General features: G+C 74.6%; 12 protein-coding genes and 1 pseudogene. 4 read left to right on the top strand and 9 right to left on the bottom strand.

From position 1 onward, the window contains the following. Positions 1 to 47: 47 nt before the first annotated feature. The gene (locus tag GEV43_RS14400; RefSeq protein WP_160821126.1) at positions 48 to 383 is read right to left on the bottom strand and encodes an STAS domain-containing protein; all 336 of its coding nucleotides are present in this window, start codon (positions 381 to 383) and stop codon (positions 48 to 50) included. Between the two features lie 1,363 nt (positions 384 to 1,746). Here GEV43_RS14400 and GEV43_RS14405 point away from each other — a divergent pair. Next, positions 1,747 to 2,118: a hypothetical protein gene (locus GEV43_RS14405; protein ID WP_160821127.1), complete on the top strand. Its 372-nt coding sequence runs from the start codon at positions 1,747 to 1,749 to the stop codon at positions 2,116 to 2,118. Between the two features lie 795 nt (positions 2,119 to 2,913). On the opposite strand, the gene GEV43_RS14410 is transcribed toward GEV43_RS14405, so the two are convergent. The 4 genes and pseudogenes from GEV43_RS14410 to GEV43_RS50205 all read right to left on the bottom strand — a co-directional run. After that, positions 2,914 to 4,404, bottom strand: a complete 1,491-nt coding sequence (locus GEV43_RS14410) for an FG-GAP-like repeat-containing protein (RefSeq protein WP_160821128.1) — start codon at positions 4,402 to 4,404, stop codon at positions 2,914 to 2,916. A 131-nt stretch (positions 4,405 to 4,535) separates the two neighbouring features. After that, entirely contained in the window at positions 4,536 to 6,050 is a 1,515-nt protein-coding gene (locus tag GEV43_RS14415; protein WP_309239635.1) for an FG-GAP-like repeat-containing protein, read from the bottom strand. 314 nt (positions 6,051 to 6,364) lie between these two features. Continuing rightward, positions 6,365 to 7,489: a sensor histidine kinase KdpD gene (locus GEV43_RS14420; RefSeq protein ID WP_160821129.1), complete on the bottom strand. Its 1,125-nt coding sequence runs from the start codon at positions 7,487 to 7,489 to the stop codon at positions 6,365 to 6,367. A 722-nt stretch (positions 7,490 to 8,211) separates the two neighbouring features. Continuing rightward, positions 8,212 to 8,901 (bottom strand): annotated as a pseudogene (locus GEV43_RS50205) (response regulator); the annotation flags it as partial. A gap of 101 nt (positions 8,902 to 9,002) precedes the next feature. Between GEV43_RS50205 and GEV43_RS46830 the strand changes: the two are divergent. The 3 genes from GEV43_RS46830 to GEV43_RS14430 all read left to right on the top strand — a co-directional run bounded on the left by GEV43_RS46830 (position 9,003) and on the right by GEV43_RS14430 (position 12,046). Further along, entirely contained in the window at positions 9,003 to 9,788 is a 786-nt protein-coding gene (locus tag GEV43_RS46830) for a hypothetical protein (protein ID WP_164717134.1), read from the top strand. Between the two features lie 401 nt (positions 9,789 to 10,189). After that, the gene (locus tag GEV43_RS46835) at positions 10,190 to 10,396 is read left to right on the top strand and encodes a hypothetical protein (protein ID WP_164717135.1); all 207 of its coding nucleotides are present in this window, start codon (positions 10,190 to 10,192) and stop codon (positions 10,394 to 10,396) included. Between the two features lie 87 nt (positions 10,397 to 10,483). Beyond that, positions 10,484 to 12,046, top strand: coding sequence for a long-chain-fatty-acid--CoA ligase (locus GEV43_RS14430; RefSeq protein WP_160821130.1), 1,563 nt, complete (start codon positions 10,484 to 10,486; stop codon positions 12,044 to 12,046). A gap of 251 nt (positions 12,047 to 12,297) precedes the next feature. Here GEV43_RS14430 and GEV43_RS14435 read toward each other — a convergent pair whose 3' ends face one another. The 4 genes from GEV43_RS14435 to GEV43_RS14445 all read right to left on the bottom strand — a co-directional run bounded on the left by GEV43_RS14435 (position 12,298) and on the right by GEV43_RS14445 (position 16,334). Next, positions 12,298 to 13,242, bottom strand: a complete 945-nt coding sequence (locus tag GEV43_RS14435) for an endonuclease/exonuclease/phosphatase family protein (RefSeq protein ID WP_160821131.1) — start codon at positions 13,240 to 13,242, stop codon at positions 12,298 to 12,300. A 620-nt stretch (positions 13,243 to 13,862) separates the two neighbouring features. Then, positions 13,863 to 15,047, bottom strand: a complete 1,185-nt coding sequence (gene tuf / locus GEV43_RS14440; RefSeq protein WP_160821132.1) for an elongation factor Tu — start codon at positions 15,045 to 15,047, stop codon at positions 13,863 to 13,865. A gap of 112 nt (positions 15,048 to 15,159) precedes the next feature. Beyond that, positions 15,160 to 15,282 (bottom strand): hypothetical protein, encoded by a 123-nt coding sequence (locus GEV43_RS53790; RefSeq protein ID WP_302930806.1) that lies wholly within the window; start codon positions 15,280 to 15,282, stop codon positions 15,160 to 15,162. Positions 15,283 to 15,362: 80 nt separating this feature from the next. Further along, positions 15,363 to 16,334: an NBR1-Ig-like domain-containing protein gene (locus tag GEV43_RS14445; protein ID WP_206681171.1), complete on the bottom strand. Its 972-nt coding sequence runs from the start codon at positions 16,332 to 16,334 to the stop codon at positions 15,363 to 15,365. Positions 16,335 to 16,374: the final 40 nt, after the last annotated feature.

A 16,374-nucleotide genomic window follows, 5' to 3' on the forward strand; every position in this document is an offset into this window, starting at 1 on the left:
GGTTCGGATCCGAGGGCGGCCCGTTCGGGGCACCGCGCTCGGACGGATCAGCCGGCGTCCAGGGCGGGCACGGCGTCGCACACGGTGAAGACCGAGTCGAGCCCCGTGACCTGAAGGATCCGCTTGACGGCCGGGCGCGGCGCGGCGAGTTCGAGTGACCCGCCCTGCTCCTTGAGCCGTTTCATGGCGGACAGCAGCACGTTCATGCCGGTCGAGTCGCAGAACTCGACACCGCTGAGGTCGACCACGACGCGGTCGAGCGGATCGCGCAGCAATCCCGCCAGCGCGGCCTGTAGCCGGGGCGCGGTGTACAGGTCCAGCTCGCCGATCGCTGTGACGACGGCGTGACCTCCCTGAGACGCGGTCGAGACATTTAGCTCCACGTGCCGCACACTATCCGCTGAACGGCCCCCGGGCCAGGCGGTTGTCCAAGTCCCTTGCAACCAAGGCGATCCCCTGGCGCGCCGCCCCCGCCATCCCCCCGTACGCTTTACCAACTACATTCCGTTACACCCCAATTGCACCCCCACCCATGAGCCCAACAAACCATCCCCGCCACGCCACATGCGCGAAAGAACGCGATAGCGGAGCGCGGGGATGATTGCGCGCGGACGCGATGGGCGCACGCGGCAGCGGGTGCACTCGGGTGTGGTGGCGGGCGCGGTGACAGCGCGGTCGCGCCAGCAGAGGCGCTCCCGAACGTGGCAGCGGACGGACGCGGCGGGCGGAGGGCGCTCCCGGGCGCGATGGCGGGGCGCGGCGCGGCGGCAGCGCAGAAGCGGTAGCGGAGGCGTGGGCGTGGTGATGGGCACGCCCCCGGGCGTGGTGAACGGGCACGGCAGCGGCGGACGCGGTGGCAAGGCGCGAGCACGGCGGCGGCAGCGCGGAAGCGGTGGCGGGCGCAGCGGCGGGGCCGCCCGAGAGCGTGGTGCGGGGCGCGGCGGCGGCAGGGGGTGCGACGGCGAACGCGCTCCCAGCAGCAGTGATGGGTGCGACGGCGGGACGGCAGCGCGGGCACGGCAACGGACGCGACGGACGCGATGGCGGGGCGCGGGGGTCGTGGTGCGGCCACGGGCGCACGAACGCGGCGGGCGGACGAGGCAGCGGGCACACTCGGGGACGGACGCGGCGGCAGCGGGGGTGCGGCCGCGGGGGCGCTCCCGGGCAGACGCGGCGAACGGGCGCAGCGGCGGGGGAATGCTTCGGGTGTGGCGGCGGGCGCGGCCAAGCGAAGCCGCGGCGGAAGCAACGGACGCGAAGGCGAGGCGCGGCCGCGGCCGAAGCAAGGGCGACGGCGCGGCGGGCGCGCCAACGCGATGGGCGGACGCGGCGGCGGGGCACTCCGGTGTGGTGGCGGGCGCGGCGGCAGCACGGCTGGACCGCGGGGGCGCTCCCGGGCGGACGCGGCGGGCGGACGCGGCGGGCGGACGCGGCGGCGGGACGCTTCGGCGGGGACGCTTCGGCGGGGACGCTTCGGCGGGGCGCGGGCGCGGGGCGCGGGGCGCGGGGCGCGGGGCGCGGGGCGCGGGGCGCGGGGCGCGGGCGCGGGGCGCGGGGCGCGGGGCGCGGGGCGCGGGGCAGCGAAATCTCTTTCGGGCGTCGTGGTGGTGGCGGAGGCGCTCTGGGGGCTTGGTGGTGGGGTGGCCGTCTCCGGTCCGGGGATCTGCGGGATTACGCCGCGCGGAGCCGTCCGGTGAGGAAGGCTGAGCGGGTGCTAAGGCGGCAGAGGCAAGGGGGGTGCCGCGCGTGAAGACCCGGCGAGGCGCGGATCCGCGCGAAACTCGGCTGCGCGAGCGGCTGGAGACCATCCGCACGCGTTCGGAGAAGTCCAGCTCGTGGCGGGCGTCCACCCAGCATCTGTCGAGGCTGGTCAACCGGTCCGGATTCGTGCCGATCAGGACGCGGCTCTCGCGGGAGGACCTGGTCTTCCTCGCGGGCGCCAGGGACGAGGTGCTCGCGTTCGCCGACCTCGGGATGCGGCTGATCGACCTGCACCGGCCGCAGGAGGCCGGCGGCATCACCAGCGACCCGGAAACCCCGCTCAGGCGCTGCCGCGCCTGCATGGCCCGCTGGCCCTGCCCGACTTTCCGCGCCGTCGGCGACGCCCTCGACCGCTGACCGCTGATTGCCGACCGCGCGCCGCCGACCAGGGCCTGGGGCCTGGGGCCCGCTGACCGTGGGCCCTGCGCCGTCAGTACGTGGGCCCTGCACTGCTGACCGTGCGCCGTCGACCGGGGGCCGTGCGTTGCTGGCCGTGGGCCGTCGACCGGGGGCCGTGCGCTGCTGACCGTGTGCCGTGGGCGGGGGCGCCGTGCGCTGCTGACTGTGGGTCGTGTGCCGAGGCCGTGGAGCGCCGATCGCCGGCCTTGGGGTGTGGGCCGGGCCGGCGGCGGTGCGCTGTGCGGCGCCGAACGTGGGCCGTGCGCCGGGGCGTGGGCCGGGCGCCGCCGAACGGGGCCGCCGACCGTGCGCCAGGCGTCCAGGGACCGTTGACCATGCGCCGCCGATCAGCGACCGTGCGCCGTGGACCAGCGGCCAGGGGCGCTGATCGTGCCGCCGCCCAGGGCCGTTGACCATGCGCCCTCGATCACCGACCGTGGGCCGGGGCCGTACGCCGTGGGCCGGGGCCGTACGCCGGGCTCGTACTCCGTGGGCCACCGGCAAGGGCGCTGACCGCGTCGCTGCTCAAGGGGCGCTGACCATGGGTTGCCGATCACTGACCGTGGGGCGGGCCGTGCGTCGGGCGCTGTCGGCCGGGGGTGCTGGCCCGGGCTGCGGGGGCGCGGCTCGCTGGGCGGGGGGCGTGCGGGGTCGGCTGGGGGTGCTGGTCGTCCGTGCTGGGGCGGGGGTGGGGTGGCGGGCCGCCTGGGGAGAGGCGGCCCGCCGGTCAGGGGGTGTTCTGGGGCGTTGTCGTCAGTCGCTGATCCAGAGGCCGAGTTGGGCGCTGAGTCCGCCGACCTTGAAGGTGCCGGGGCCGTACGAGACGGCGCCCGTCACGGGGACCACGCCGTTCGCGCGGCCCTTGACGAACGTGATCGCGCCCTCGGTGCCGTTCTCGCCGGGCGCCCCTACGACCAGGTCGGCGTTGCCGTCCTTGGTGTGGTCGAGCAGCGTCACCTGCGTGCCGAAGCGGTCGTTGGCCTCCGAGCCGCCCGGCACGCCCGCCGTACTCTGCGACAGCCACTGCGTGCCGGTGCCGGTCACTCCGGTCGCCGAGCCGAACAGCAGGTACGTCCCGCCGGCGGACGCCGCCGAGCCCGACTTGTAGCCGGGAACGCCGATCGCGAGGTCGGCCTTGCCGTCCTTGTTGACGTCGCCCGCCGCGAGGTCGGCCCCGAACCGGGCGCCGGACACGACGCCGCCGGGCACGCCGGGGGTGTCGGCGTCGATCACGGACACGTCGGTTCCGAAGCCCTGCGCCGTGCCCGGGATGATCTGCACCTCGCCGCCCGGGTGCGCGTCGGACACGGCGGGCCGCCCGATCGCGACGTCCCCGAACCCGTCGCCGTTGAAGTCGCCCGACGCGAGCGAACCGGGCTCCATCGAGTACGCCGACGTCGGCGTTAGCGTGTCGGGGGTCTCGCCGCGCTCGAACAGCGCGACCACGTTGCGGTCGCCGGGCTCCGGCGCGCCCGGGTCGTTCCAGCCGAGGAGCACGCCGGGGTAGGTCGAGTTCGTCACGTACGCGGCCTGGACCCTGGCGGTGACCGGACGCGGCGCGGCGGCGGCGCGGGCGCCCGCGCGCTTGCGGGGCGCCGGCATCGCGTGCTGGACGAACGCCGCGCCGTTCGCGCGGGCCGTACGGGCGGCGGGAGGCTCGTACGAGTACCAGCCCCAGCCGGTGGCGCCGGTGTAGGCGAAGTCGCCGTAGCCGCCGCGGTTGAAGTCGCCGCCCGCGAGGCTCAGCCCGGCGCGCGAGCCGGTCGCGCCGTCCTGGGGCGCGACGGTCGCGGCCTGCGTGGACAGTCCCGACTTCGTTCCCCAGAAGACGGTGAACGCGCCCACGTCGGTCTTACCGTCCGCGTCCTCGTCGGGGACGCCGACGACCAGTTCGGCATACCCGTCGCGGTCGAGGTCGGCGGACGACACGGCGTAGCCGAAGTGGTCGTTCGCCTCGGCGGCCCCGCCGACGCCCGCGGTGTCCTGGTGGAGGACCTGCCTCTTGGCGGTGTTGAGCCCGCTCGCGGAGCCGAACGTGACGGTGACGAACCCGGCGGCCTTCTTGCCGCTCACCTTGCCGTTCGGGCTGCCGATGGCCAGGTCGCGGTAGCCGTCCCCGTTGAAGTCGAACGGCTTGGCGGGGGCGGCGGCGGACGCGGCGGGGGCGAGCACGGCCATCCCCAGGCCGCCCAGGGCGGCCACCGTCGAGGCGGCCACGGCGGCCGGGAGGAAACGTGTGCGCAAAGGGGGGAACCTCCGAAGCAGCGTGTCCGAGTGACACGCGGTACAGAAGTGACGCACACCACCCAAAGGCGGTTTACCGTCTCTTGACCTTAGTCACCTTGCTTTGTCCCGCTCCGCAGGCTGCTTGCAGATCAGTGGGGCAGGCGGGTACCGAGCCGGGGGTTTGCGGACTGGACGCCGAACGTGCGTGGGGACAGCCCTGTGGCGCCGCGTGTGGACAGGCCGCCGCGTCCGCCGCGTACGACCGTGACGGAGCCCGCGTCCCGGTTCTCGCCGGGCGCGCCGACGGCGAGGTCGGCGTATCCGTCGCCGTTGTGGTCGAGCAGCGCGACCTGTGCGCCGAACAGGTCGTACGGCTCCGCGCCGCCGGGGATTCCGGGGCTGCTCTGGGAAATCGCCTGCGCGCCCCGTCCGGTGAGGCCGGCCGGGGAGCCGAAGAGGACGTACGCGCGTCCGGCGTCGGGCGCGCGGCCCACGTCGGCCTTGGGAACGCCCACGGCGAGATCGGCGCGGCCGTCGCGGTTGGCGTCGCCGACGGCGAGGGCGGCTCCGAAGTCGTCCTCGTTGACGCCCTGGCCGGGGACGCCCGCCGTTGACCGGTCGATCGTGGACGGGCGTCCGAGCCCGAGGAACGAGCCGGGGTAGACCGTGACGCGCCCTCCGGTGGAAGGACGGTCGTAGGAGTCGCCGACGGCCACGTCCGCGCGGCGGTCACCGTTGAAGTCGCCGACGGCGAGCGCGTGGACGGTCGTGTAGACGGTGGGGCCCTTGGCGAACCGCCCTCCGGCCGTCCCGGTGAACAGCGTGAAGCCGCGCCGATGTCCGACCTCCGGATCGTCGAAGTCGTACCAGCCGTAGACGACGTCACCGCGCCCGTCCCCGTTCACGTCGCCGGACGCCACCCAGGACTCGTTGACGTCCCGCGCAGAACGGATCCCGGCACCGCTGGTGGCGGGGGGCTTGGTGCCGGTCTCGGCGCGCGTTCCGAAGCGGGTTCCGGGGCGGGGCTCGGAGCGCGTTCCGGAGCGGGTTTCGGAGCGCGTTCCGGAGCTGGTTCCGGTGTGGAAGGAGAGCCAGGTGAACGTGCTCGTTCCGGGGGTGGTGACGATGAGTTCCGGCGTGCCGTCGCCCTCGATGTCGCCTGCCGTGAGGGACTCGCCGAAGCGGTGGCGGGCGCCCGGCGTGCGGGACTCGCCGTACGCGGTGGCGGAGCGCAGGCCGGAGCGCGAGCCCCACAGGATCGTGACGCCGCCCGCGTCGGCCCGTCCGCCCGCGTCCTCGCCGGGCGCGCCCACCGCGAGGTCGGCGTACCCGTCCCGGTTGAAGTCGGCGGACGCGAGGCTGGAGCCGAAGCGGTCGCCGGGCTCGGCCGCGCCGGGCACGGCCTTCGACGTCTGGCTGACGACCTGCCTGGTTCCGAAGCCGGACCCGGTCCCGTACGCGACGCTGACGAAACCGGCGGCGCGCTTCCCGGCGGCCGTACCGTCCGGGCTGCCGATGGCCAGGTCGCGCCGCCCGTCGCCGTTGAAGTCGTACGGCCCGGCGACGGCCCTGGCCCCAGCGCGAGCCGGAACGGTCCAGAGCCCGGCCAGCGCCATGGCCGTCCCCGCGCCGAGCGCGACGGCCCGGGTCCCCCGAGAACGCACAGTGCCACCTCCACGCGCCTCTATGGCACGCCACGTCCAATAAGTCGGGACGGCACGTTACCCTCGGTAAGCGTCTTCTTATCGACCGTGATGCGTCCCACAATCGGGACGGCACGCCGGTCGCGCGGGCGAAGTAAAGCCTGGTCAACGAGGTGACAACGGATCAACGAGGGCCGGGCGCGCGGGCCCCGGGGCGTCCGGCCCGGCCTGCCAGGATGATCCACATCACGGCTGAGGCGCTGGTCACAGCCACGTCGAGTCATCGGCAAACCGACGTGGCGACACGTCGATTTGTCGACAAACAAGCTCCGGGCTCACGCCGTCAGGGCGAGCAGCGGCAGGTGGACCTCGAACCGGCAGCCGGGACCCGCGTTGGCCACGCCGATCTCCCCCGCGTGCGCCTCGACGATGCCGCGCGCGATCGCGAGCCCCAGCCCGGCCCCGCCCCCGGGCGTACGGGCCGTCTCGCCCCGGAACGCCACGTCGAAGACCCGCGGCAGGTCGTCCTCGGGGATCCCGCCGCACGCGTCGGCGACCGTCACGCGCGCCCGGCCGTCCCGCACGTCCCCGATGATTTCGACAGTGCCGTCCGCCGGGGTGTGCCGGATCGCGTTCACGACGAGGTTGCGCAGAGCGCGGCCCAGCTCGGCGGTGTCGACCTGGACGGGCAGCCCCTCGCGTACGTCCCCGCGCAGCCGCACGCCCTTGGCGCGCGCCAGCGCCTCGGCGCCCGCGACCGCCTCGGCGACCAGGTCGGCGAGGCCGACGCGCCGCCGCGACAGCCGCAGCGCGCCCGCGTGGATGCGCGACAGCTCGAACAGGTCGTCCACCATCTCGGTGAGCCGTTCGACCTCGACGCGGATGCGGGAGTGGTAGCGGTGGACGGTTTCGGGGTCGGCCACCACCTCGTCCTCCAGCGCCTCGGCCATCGCGCGGAGCCCGGCGAGCGGCGTGCGCAGGTCGTGGCTCACCCACGCGACCAGCTCGCGGCGCGACGCCTCCAGGGCCTGCTCGCGCCGGTGCGCCTCGGCGAGCCGCTGGTAGGCGGCATCCAGCTCGCGCGACAGCTCGGCGAGCTCGGCCGGGAGCCGTACCTCCGGCGGCTCGAACCGCCCGGCGCGCACGGCCTCGACCAGCACCCGGTTGGCGGCGACGAGCCGGCGCCCGAGCAGCACCGACACCGCCATCGCGACGAGCCCGGCGGCGGTCACGACGGCCAGCACCACCGCCCGGTCGTGGTCGTTCAGCAGCATCATGAACGAGATCACCAGGATCCCGGAGATCGTCGCCAGTACGGTCGCCGCGCCGACGACGACGAGCTGCGTCGCGACCGACCGTCCGCGCAGCACGTACAGCAGCCCGAGCGCCACCCCGGCCACGATCAGCGCGGCGAGCGCCGCATAGAACCCGACCCAGAGCAGATCCTCAAAAGGAATCACGCCAATGCCCCGTTCACCGGACGAAACGTGCCGAGGGGAGGCCCGGCGGAAGGCGACCCGGCGGACGGAGGCGCAACGGGAGGGACGGACGGAAGCCCGGACGAAGGCGCGACGGGCGGCGCAGACGGAAGGGCGAACGAAGGCCCGGCGGGCGAACCGGAGGAAGGCTCGGCGGGAGGGGCGGACGAACGCCTGGCGGAGGGCGCAGCGGAATGCTCGGTCGGAGGGGGCCCGGCGGAAAGCCCGGCCGGAGGAACGGCGGGCGGGGCAGCGGAAGGCGCGGCCGAAGGCGACCCGGCGGACGGATGCGCAACGGGAGGGGCGGACGGAAGCCCAGACGGAGGCGCGGCCGAATGCGCGGTCGGAGGCCCGGCGGGCGGCCCGGCGGAAGGTGCGGCGGAAGGTGCGGCGGAAGGTGCGGCGGAAGGTGCGGCGGAAGGTGCGGCGGGCGGGACGCCTGGAGGAACGGCGGGCGCGACGTCCGCAGGGGCAGGGGGCGGGACGTCTGCAGGGGCGGCAGGCGGGACGCCCGGAGGGGCGGCGGGCGGGACGCCCGGAGGGGCGGCGGGCGGGACGTCCGGAGGGGCGGCAGGCGCGACGTCCGCAGGGGCGGACGGAGGCTCGGCCGGAGGGGCAGAGGGCGGGACGGCCGGCGGGGCGGACGGAGGAGCGGACGGTGGCTCGGTCGGCGGGGCGGATGGAGGCTCGGTCGCTCGGGTGGTTGCGGGCTCGTAGCGGTAGCCGATGCCCCAGACGGTGACGATGCGGCGGGGGGTGGTGGGGTCGGCCTCGATCTTCTCGCGGAGGCGGCGGACGTGGACGGTCACGGTGGACGAGTCGCCGAACGTCCAGCCCCACACGCGTTCGAGCAGCTCGTCGCGCGTGAACGCCTGCCTCGGGTGGCGCAGCAGGAACGCCAGCAGGTCGAACTCGCGGGAGGTAAGGGCGAGCAGCCCGCCGCGCAGGGTCGCCTCGTGCGCGGCGACGTCCACGGTGAGGTCGCCGTCGCGGAACGGGCCCCCGACCGGTGGCGGGACGCCGCGCGAGCGGCGCAGCACCGAGCGCACCCGCAGTGCCAGCTCGCGCGGGCTGAACGGCTTGGTGACGTAGTCGTCCGCGCCGGTCTCCAGCCCGATCAGCCGGTCGGTCTCGGCGCCGAGCGCGGTCAGCATGACGATCGGGACGGACGACGACTCGCGGAGCCTGCGGCACACGTCCAGGCCGTCCATGCCGGGCAGCATCAGGTCGAGGACGACCAGGTCGGGCGGGTCGTCCAGGGCCTTGCGCAGCGCCTGGCGTCCGTCGGCGACGCACTCCACGCGGTGGCCGTCGCGGGCGAGGTACCGGGCGACGACCTCGGCGACGGTCGGATCGTCGTCGACCACGAGGACGCGGCCCGCCGGCTGTGACATCACGGCATCACGTTATGTGCGCCGACGACCTGGCGGCACACACGTCATGACTCCGTAAGATCCGGCTTCTCCCTGGGAGGAACGGTCGCTTTAATGGACCGATGTCCCGTTCTCGCACCGCCTCCTCGCCGGGCGCGGTCATCGTCCTGATCCTCCTCGGCGGCGCCCTCGCCACCGGGGCCACGATCGTCGTGACGTTCTTCCGCATCTACGAATCGGATCTGCTGCTGGACTTCCGGCAGTCGACGGCGCTGTTCGTGCTCGAATGCCTGCTCGCCGGGCTGCTCACCGCGGCGCCGGCGATCTTCACGCGTCCGCGCGGGCCGCTCGGCGCGATCGCCGCGGCGGTGTCGGCGTACGTGGCGATGCTGGTCGGCGTACGCATCGGCGTCCTGCTCTACATGGTGGTCATGGACCACACGATGCCGGACGGGTTCGTCGGCGACGTGCTGACGGCCCGTCCCGACTGGTGGATGCTCCTCGCGCCCGTCGCCGCGGGCGGGCTGCTCGGCCTGCGCACCCTGATGGCGAGCGGTTCGACGCAGCCGCGCGGGAACGCCGCCCCGTTCGGCGGCCCGCAGCCGGGACAGCCCCAGCCGTTCGGCGCGCCCCAGCCGTTCGGCGCACCGCAGCCGTACGGAGCGGGCCAGCCCGGCCAGCCGGGGCAGCCGCAGCCGTACGGTGCGCCGCAGCCGGGCCAGCCGTACGGGCCAGGCCAGCCGGGGCAGCCGTACCCCGGCCAGACCGCGCCTCCGCCCATGGGCGCGCCCGGCCAGCCGTACGGCCAGGGGCAGCCTCCGGCCGGGCAGCCGTACCCGGGAGCGCCCCAGCCCTACCCGGGCCAGCCCGGCGCGCCCGACCAGCCGTACGGCCAGCGCAACGCCTGACCCGCACCGAACACCACCCGCCCCGGCACCTCCCAGCCCAACGGCGTCCGACTCAACGGCCTCTGATGCAGCGACTTCCGATCGAACGGCCCCCGGCCCGGCGACTTCGAGTCGTTCAACCGCCGTCCGGTTGAACGACTCGCGACCCAACGGCCTCCGGCCCAACCACTCCCCGCCCGGCGACTGCCAGTCAAACGCCGTCCCGTTGAACGACTCCCGACCCGACGGCGTCCGGCCCGACGGCTCGCGGCCCGACGGCTCGCGGCTCAACGGCTCGCGGCCCGACGGTCCCTCGGACCGTGGAACGGCAGCTTGGAGGGGGGTGGGGTCAGGGGTGGCCTCAGGGTTCGGTCCGTCCGGAGGCGGAGGCTGGGGCAGGGGCGGGGTCCTCCCGCAGGGTGATGACGATCGTCGGCGGAACGCATAGCGTGTGGGCCATGGGACGGACAATCCTGACAATCGTCGGCGTCGTACTCGCACTGTGGCTGGTCGTGACCGTCATCGGCGCGATCTTCTCGATGCTGAAGCTGTTCTTCTTCATCGGCCTGATCGCGGTGGTGGTCATGCTGGTCGTGAGCCTGATCTCCAAGTCTGCCAAAAAGGGGTAGAACCAACCCGCCCCGCCTCTTGCCCGGGGCCGCCGGTGACCGCATGATGCCGAGACAGCAGGCGGTCATCGGCGAAAGGGGCCAACCGTGCCGGGCCTGACCAGGGTGCTGCGCGACCGCGCGGAGCGGCATCCGGACCGCGTCGCGTTCGTCGCGGGCGACACCGCGATCACCTACCGCGACTTCGACCGGCGCGCCGACCAGGCCGCGGCGGCGCTCGCGGCGGCGGGCGTCGGCCACGGCGACCGGGTCGCCATCCTCGACAAGAACTCCCTGGAGTACGCCGAGCAGCTCTTCGGGGCCGCACGGATCGGGGCCGTCCAGGTCCCCGTCAACTACCGCCTCGCGCCCGACGAGGTCGCCTACATCGTCAACAACGCGCAGGCGAGGGTCTTCCTGGTCGGCCCCGAGTTCGTGCCGGTGCTCGACGCGATCGCCGGGAAGCTGGAGCACACCGCCCACCTGATCGTGATCGGCGGCGAGGGCCATGCGTACCGCGACTACGCGGAGTGGCTCGCGCCGCACGAGGGCGCGCCGCGCCTCGACGACGACGCGTTCGACACCTCGGACGTCTTCGTGCAGCTCTACTCGTCCGGGACGACGGGGCTGCCGAAGGGCGTGATGCTGACACACGACAACTTCGCGTCGGTACTGCCGCTGACGAACGACCGGTGGGGCCTCACCGCCGAGTCGGTGCTGATGGTCGCGATGCCGATGTACCACGTCGCGGGGAACGCGCTCACGGTCTGCGTGGTGTTCGACGGGATCACCGGCGTGATCACGCGCGAGCCCGACCCGGTCGCGATCGCGCGGGAGATCGAACGGCACCGCGTCACGCACACCTTCCTCGTTCCGGCGCTGCTCCAGTTCATGCGGCTGGTCCCCGAGGTCGCCGAGGCCGACATGTCGAGCCTGCGGCTGCTGCTGTACGGCGCGTCGCCGATCAGCGAGGACGTGCTGCGCGGCGCGATGGAGATGCTGCCGGGCACCGGGTTCATGCAGGTGTACGGGCTGACGGAGACGACGGGCGCGATCACCATGCTGCCGGTCGAGGACCACGACCCCGACGGGCCGAACGCACACCGGATCCGGAGCGCGGGCCTGCCCAACCCGTCCTGCGCGCTGCGGATCGCCGACCCGGCCACGCTGGACGAGCTGCCCGCGGGCGAGGTCGGGGAGATCCTCTGCCGTACGCCGCAGAACATGAAGGGCTACTGGGGGATGCCGGACGCGACCGCGTCGGCGCTGCTGCCGGGCGGCTGGTTCCGTACGGGCGACGCCGGCTACCTCGACGAGGACGGCTACCTCTACATCCACGACCGGGTCAAGGACATGATCATCTCCGGTGGGGAGAACATCTACCCCGCCGAGGTCGAGAACGTCCTGATGGACCATCCCGCGGTCACCGACTGCGCCGTGATCGGCGTCCCGGACGACCGCTGGGGCGAGACCCCGAAGGCGATCGTCGTACTGGCCGGGGACGTGTCCGACGCCGACCTGATCGGCTACTGCCGCGAACGCCTCGCCCACTTCAAATGCCCCACGTCCGTCGAACGCCGCGACGCGATCCCCCGCAACCCGACCGGCAAGATCCTCAAACGCGAGCTCCGCGCCCCGTACTGGCAAGGCGAGGACCGCGCCGTCCACTGACCCGAGCCGTCCGACCCCCGCCGCGCGCGGGACCAGCGGGCTGAGCCAGCGGAACGCGGTCGCCGAGCGAGGCCCGCGGGGATCCGACCCGCCGCGAGCAAGCCCAGCGGGCTGAGCCGACGGAACATGGTCGCCGAGCGAGGCCCGCAGGGATCCGACCCGCCGCGAGCGGGCCCAACGGGCTGAGCCCGCGGAACGCGGTCGCCGAGCGAGGCCCGCGGGACAGGACGGCGCGAGCCCGGCGGGACGGGTCAGCGGGACGGGTTGGCGGGCTGGTCGGTGATGGGCTCGGCGGGGCGGCGGAAGCGGATGACGGCCGTGAGGGGGCGGTGGTCGGACGCGGTGTCGGCACGTTCCGGGACGCCGCAGGAGACGCCCGCGGACTTGGACGCGAAGAGGTAGTCGGTCTTCTCGACGGCCTGGCCGCGGGCGTTCTGGAGGGTTCCCGAGCCGGTGCGGGCGGGGCCCGGGCCCTGGTCGCACTCGCCGTACGCCTGGTAGAGCGGGTCGAGCGACGGGCTCTCGGGGCGTTCGCCCAGGTCACCGCCCAGGATGGCGCGCTCGGCTCCGGCCAGCTCGCCGGTGAGGCGCTTGACCTGCTTGGCGCGCCAGTCGCCGATCGGGTCGTCGTCCCAGCGCGGGGCGCTGAGCTGCGTGGCGCACACGCGGGCGTGCCAGCGGGCGACGTCGCCGCAGACGGCGACGCGCTCGTGGCGGGCCGGGGCGGGGAGCCGCACGTGCCGTACGCCGGTCATCGGGGCCCTCGTGCCGAGCGCGACGCCCAGCCTGCCCTGGCCGTCCGTGCACGATCCGCCGGAGGGCGCGAACGCCCAGGTCCAGCCGCGCATGGACGGGACGTTCTTGAGGACGTTCACGTGTCCGGAGCAGACCTCCTGGAGGAACACGGCGGTCGCGTCGACCTTCCGGCCGCCGACCTCGATGCCGCGCATCCGCTGCGGGATGCGCTTGCCGAGCTCGGCGGGGGCGGCGCCGAGCGGGCAGCCGGCGAGGGCGTCCGCGCACACGTTCCAGGTCGTCGCGGTGATCGTCGCGCCCGGGACGGCGCGGACGCCGTCGGCGTGGGCGGAACCGACGTCGGGCAGGCCCTCGATGGCCGCTCCGGCTCCGGCGACGGCGACCACCGCCGCGGCTCCGCAGACGGCGAACAGGGGGATCAGGGCGCGGGGGGCTCGCACACGTTCTCCAGGACAGGGATCAGCGGGGATGATCCCCGAAATCTCACCACATCAAGATCGCTTCCGCCAGCCGTTCGCGACCGTCCGATCACGCTGGGGCGACCTGTTTCGGTCGAGCCTTCCCGCCGCGCGGCGGACGGGCCACCGCCGAAACCCGTCCGACATGCGAGAACCGCCGAAAGCCCCGCCACCGCGGCCTTCAACGGACATCTGAAAGCGCCGGAAAATACTTCCGCGACCGGGCCAATCAGAAGGCGTCGGCCCGTCGGGTAAGCGAGCGAGAACGCGGCGAACGGGCCCGGCGGAGCATTCTCCCCACCGAGCCCGTCGCGCACCCGCTCTCCGCCGAGCCCGACCCGCGCCCGCTCCCCACCGAGCCCGTCGCGCACCCGCTCTCCGCGGGGCCCGTCGCGCACCCGCTCTCCCGCGGGGCCCGCCGCGCACCCGCTCTCCGCCGAGCCCGACCCGCGCCCGCTCCCCGCCGGGCCCGCCGCGCGCCCACTCACCGCGGGCCCGCCACGCACCCGCTCCCCGCCGAGCCCGTCGCGCACCCGCTCCCCGCCGGGCCCGCCCCGCGCCCACTCTCCGCGGGCCCGACCCGCGCTCCTTCTCGTCGGGTGCTAGTCGAGCAGGGCTTGGACGGTGCCTGCGCCGACCGTGCGGCCGCCCTCGCGGATCGCGAAGCCGAGTCCCTCGGTCATGGCGACCGGCCTGCCGAGCTCGACGGCCATCTCGACCGTGTCGCCCGGCAGCGCCATGCCGCCGTCGCCGCCGAGGTCCACGCCCCCGACCACGTCGGTGGTGCGGAAGTGGAACTGCGGCCGGTAGCCGTGGAAGAACGGCCCGCTCCGGCCGCCCTCCGCGGCGGTCAGCACGCGCACCCGCGCCCGGAACCGCGCGTGCGGCCGGACCGCGTCCGGCGCGCTGACGACCTGCCCGCGCCGCACCTGGTCGCGCTTGACCCCGCGCAGCAGCATGGCGGTGTTGTCGCCCGCCTCGGCGCGGTCCATCGTCTGGCCGAACGTCTCCAGCCCCGTCGCGACGGACCCGAACGAGTCGCCGAGCCCGACGACCTCGACCGCGTCGCCGACCCGCACCGAGCCCTGGGCGACGACGCCGGTCACGACGGTGCCGCGCCCGGTGATCGTCAGCACGTTCTCCACAGGCATCAGGAACGGCCGGTCGAGCGCCCGCTCCGGCACCGGCACGTACGCGTCGACCGCGTCGAGCAGGTCGCCGATCCGGGCCGTCCAGTACGGGTCGCCCTCCAGCGCCCGCAGCCCCGACACCCGGACCACCGGTATCTCCTCGCCCGGGAAGCCGTACTCCGACAGCAGCTCGCGGACCTCCAGCTCGACCAGGTCGAGCAGCTCCGGGTCGTCCACCGCGTCGGCCTTGTTGAGCGCCACCACGATGTGCCGGACGCCGACCTGCCGGGCCAGCACGATGTGCTCGCGGGTCTGCGGCATCGCGCCGTCCCGCGCCGACACCACCAGCACCGCGCCGTCCACCTGCGCCGCCCCCGTGATCATGTTCTTCACGTAGTCGGCGTGGCCGGGCATGTCGATGTGGGCGTAGTGCCTGGTCGCGGTCGCGTAGTGCACGTGCGCGACGTTGATGGTGATGCCGCGGTCGCGCTCCTCGGGCGCCCGGTCGATGCCCTCGAACGGCACGGCCGCCGCCAGCCCGCGCGCGGCGAGCACCTTGGTGATCGCCGCGGTCAGGGTGGTCTTGCCGTGGTCGACGTGCCCCATCGTGCCGATGTTGAGATGCGGCTTGTCGCGCTCGTACAGCTGCTTGGCCATGATCGTTCGTCCTCACCGGATCCATGTGCGGAACGTGAGAACCCCCGCGGGCGTGCGCCCGGGGCCATGACACCCCCCTCCGCTGGTTCTCCGGAGGCGGGACGGAGAGGGGTCAGCTTCGCGCGCCGCCGACGACGGCCGCGCCCGCTGCCGCTGCTCCCGAGAGGAAGGCAGCCGGCACCGCGCTCAGCGGACCGTGGTCCGCGAGCGTCAGGGTGCCGGCTGCGAAGAACATGCGTCAGACGGTACGGACCGTCCGGCCCGGAGTCGACCGATTTATTCGCCGCTCGGGCGGGCGGGGCCGACCGGCGCCGGTCAGGGTCGTACGACGGCGACGTCCAGGAAGACCGGGCGCTTGTCGGGCATCAGGACGCGCCCGTGCTCGTCGGCCATCTTCCAGTAGATCCGGCAGCGGCCCGGCGTCCTCGGCGCGGTCACCCGGACGCCGACGTCGACGGCCTGGCCCGGCGCGGCGTCCGGCATCGCGACCGACTTCGGCGCCGAGCAGGGGCCGCTGCCGACGCGCAGCAGGTAGCGGCGCTTCCAGTGCAGGTCGCCGGTGTTGCGGATCCGCCACACCTTGCGGAACGTCGTGCCGCCGCGCACCTTCGTCCCGTCCGGATAGGTGACGTCGCCCTCGAAGCGCGAGTCGTCCCGGCGGCCCGCGTTCGCCCGCGTCCCTTCGCCGTCCTTGCCGCCCTTGCCGTCCTTGCCAGCGGACGAGCCGTGGCCCGCGTTCACGAGCACCACGACGCCCGCGACGAGCGCCGCCACCACGGCCGCGGCGACCACGTACAGGTAGGGCCGCCGCCTGGGCCGCACCCCCACCGGCTGCGTGTCCCCGTCCACGGACTCGTTCGCCCTGGGCGGGTCCGCGGGGGGCGAGGGTGTCGCTGAGGTGGGCTCGGGGTCCGTTCCGGTGGGGAGGGCCGCCGCGTCCTCGGCGGCGGTGAGCGCGTCGCGGGCCTCCTCCCAGTACGCGCGCCATTCGCGTTCGGTGCGCTCGGGGTCGGCACCGAGGCGGTCGACGGCGAGGACGCGGACGAACTCCCAGGTCGTCCCCCAGGTCGGCAGGCCGCGGCCCCGCGCGGCGGCGGCCAGGGACGACTTGGACGCCGCAGCGCCCAGCGCGGACGACATCTCGGCGTACGAGGGGTCGCCCGCCTCCTTCTTGAGCCGCCACAACCGTTCGGCGAGGGCCGCCGCGGGCCCCTCGCCCGGGTCCGGACGGCGCGAGCGGCGCCCCCGCCGACCGCCGTCCCGCCCTTCACCCACTGGTGTACTCACGCTGTTCTCCCCCACGAGGAGCGGTCGCACCCGGGCACCG

This window comes from Actinomadura sp. J1-007 (genome assembly GCF_009793335.1).
In the GTDB taxonomy this organism is placed as follows: Bacteria; Actinomycetota; Actinomycetes; order Streptosporangiales; family Streptosporangiaceae; genus Spirillospora; species Spirillospora yumaensis.

Bases quoted from the DNA above. Each gene is read 5' to 3' on its own strand.
- GEV43_RS46835 (WP_164717135.1), top strand. From the start codon at position 10,190: ATGACGATCGTCGGCGGAACGCATAGCGTGTGGGCCATGGGACGGACA.
- GEV43_RS46830 (WP_164717134.1), top strand. From the start codon at position 9,003: ATGTCCCGTTCTCGCACCGCCTCCTCGCCGGGCGCGGTCATCGTCCTG.
- GEV43_RS53790 (WP_302930806.1), bottom strand. From the start codon at position 15,282: ATGTTCTTCGCAGCCGGCACCCTGACGCTCGCGGACCACGGTCCGCTG.
- tuf (WP_160821132.1), bottom strand. From the start codon at position 15,047: ATGGCCAAGCAGCTGTACGAGCGCGACAAGCCGCATCTCAACATCGGC.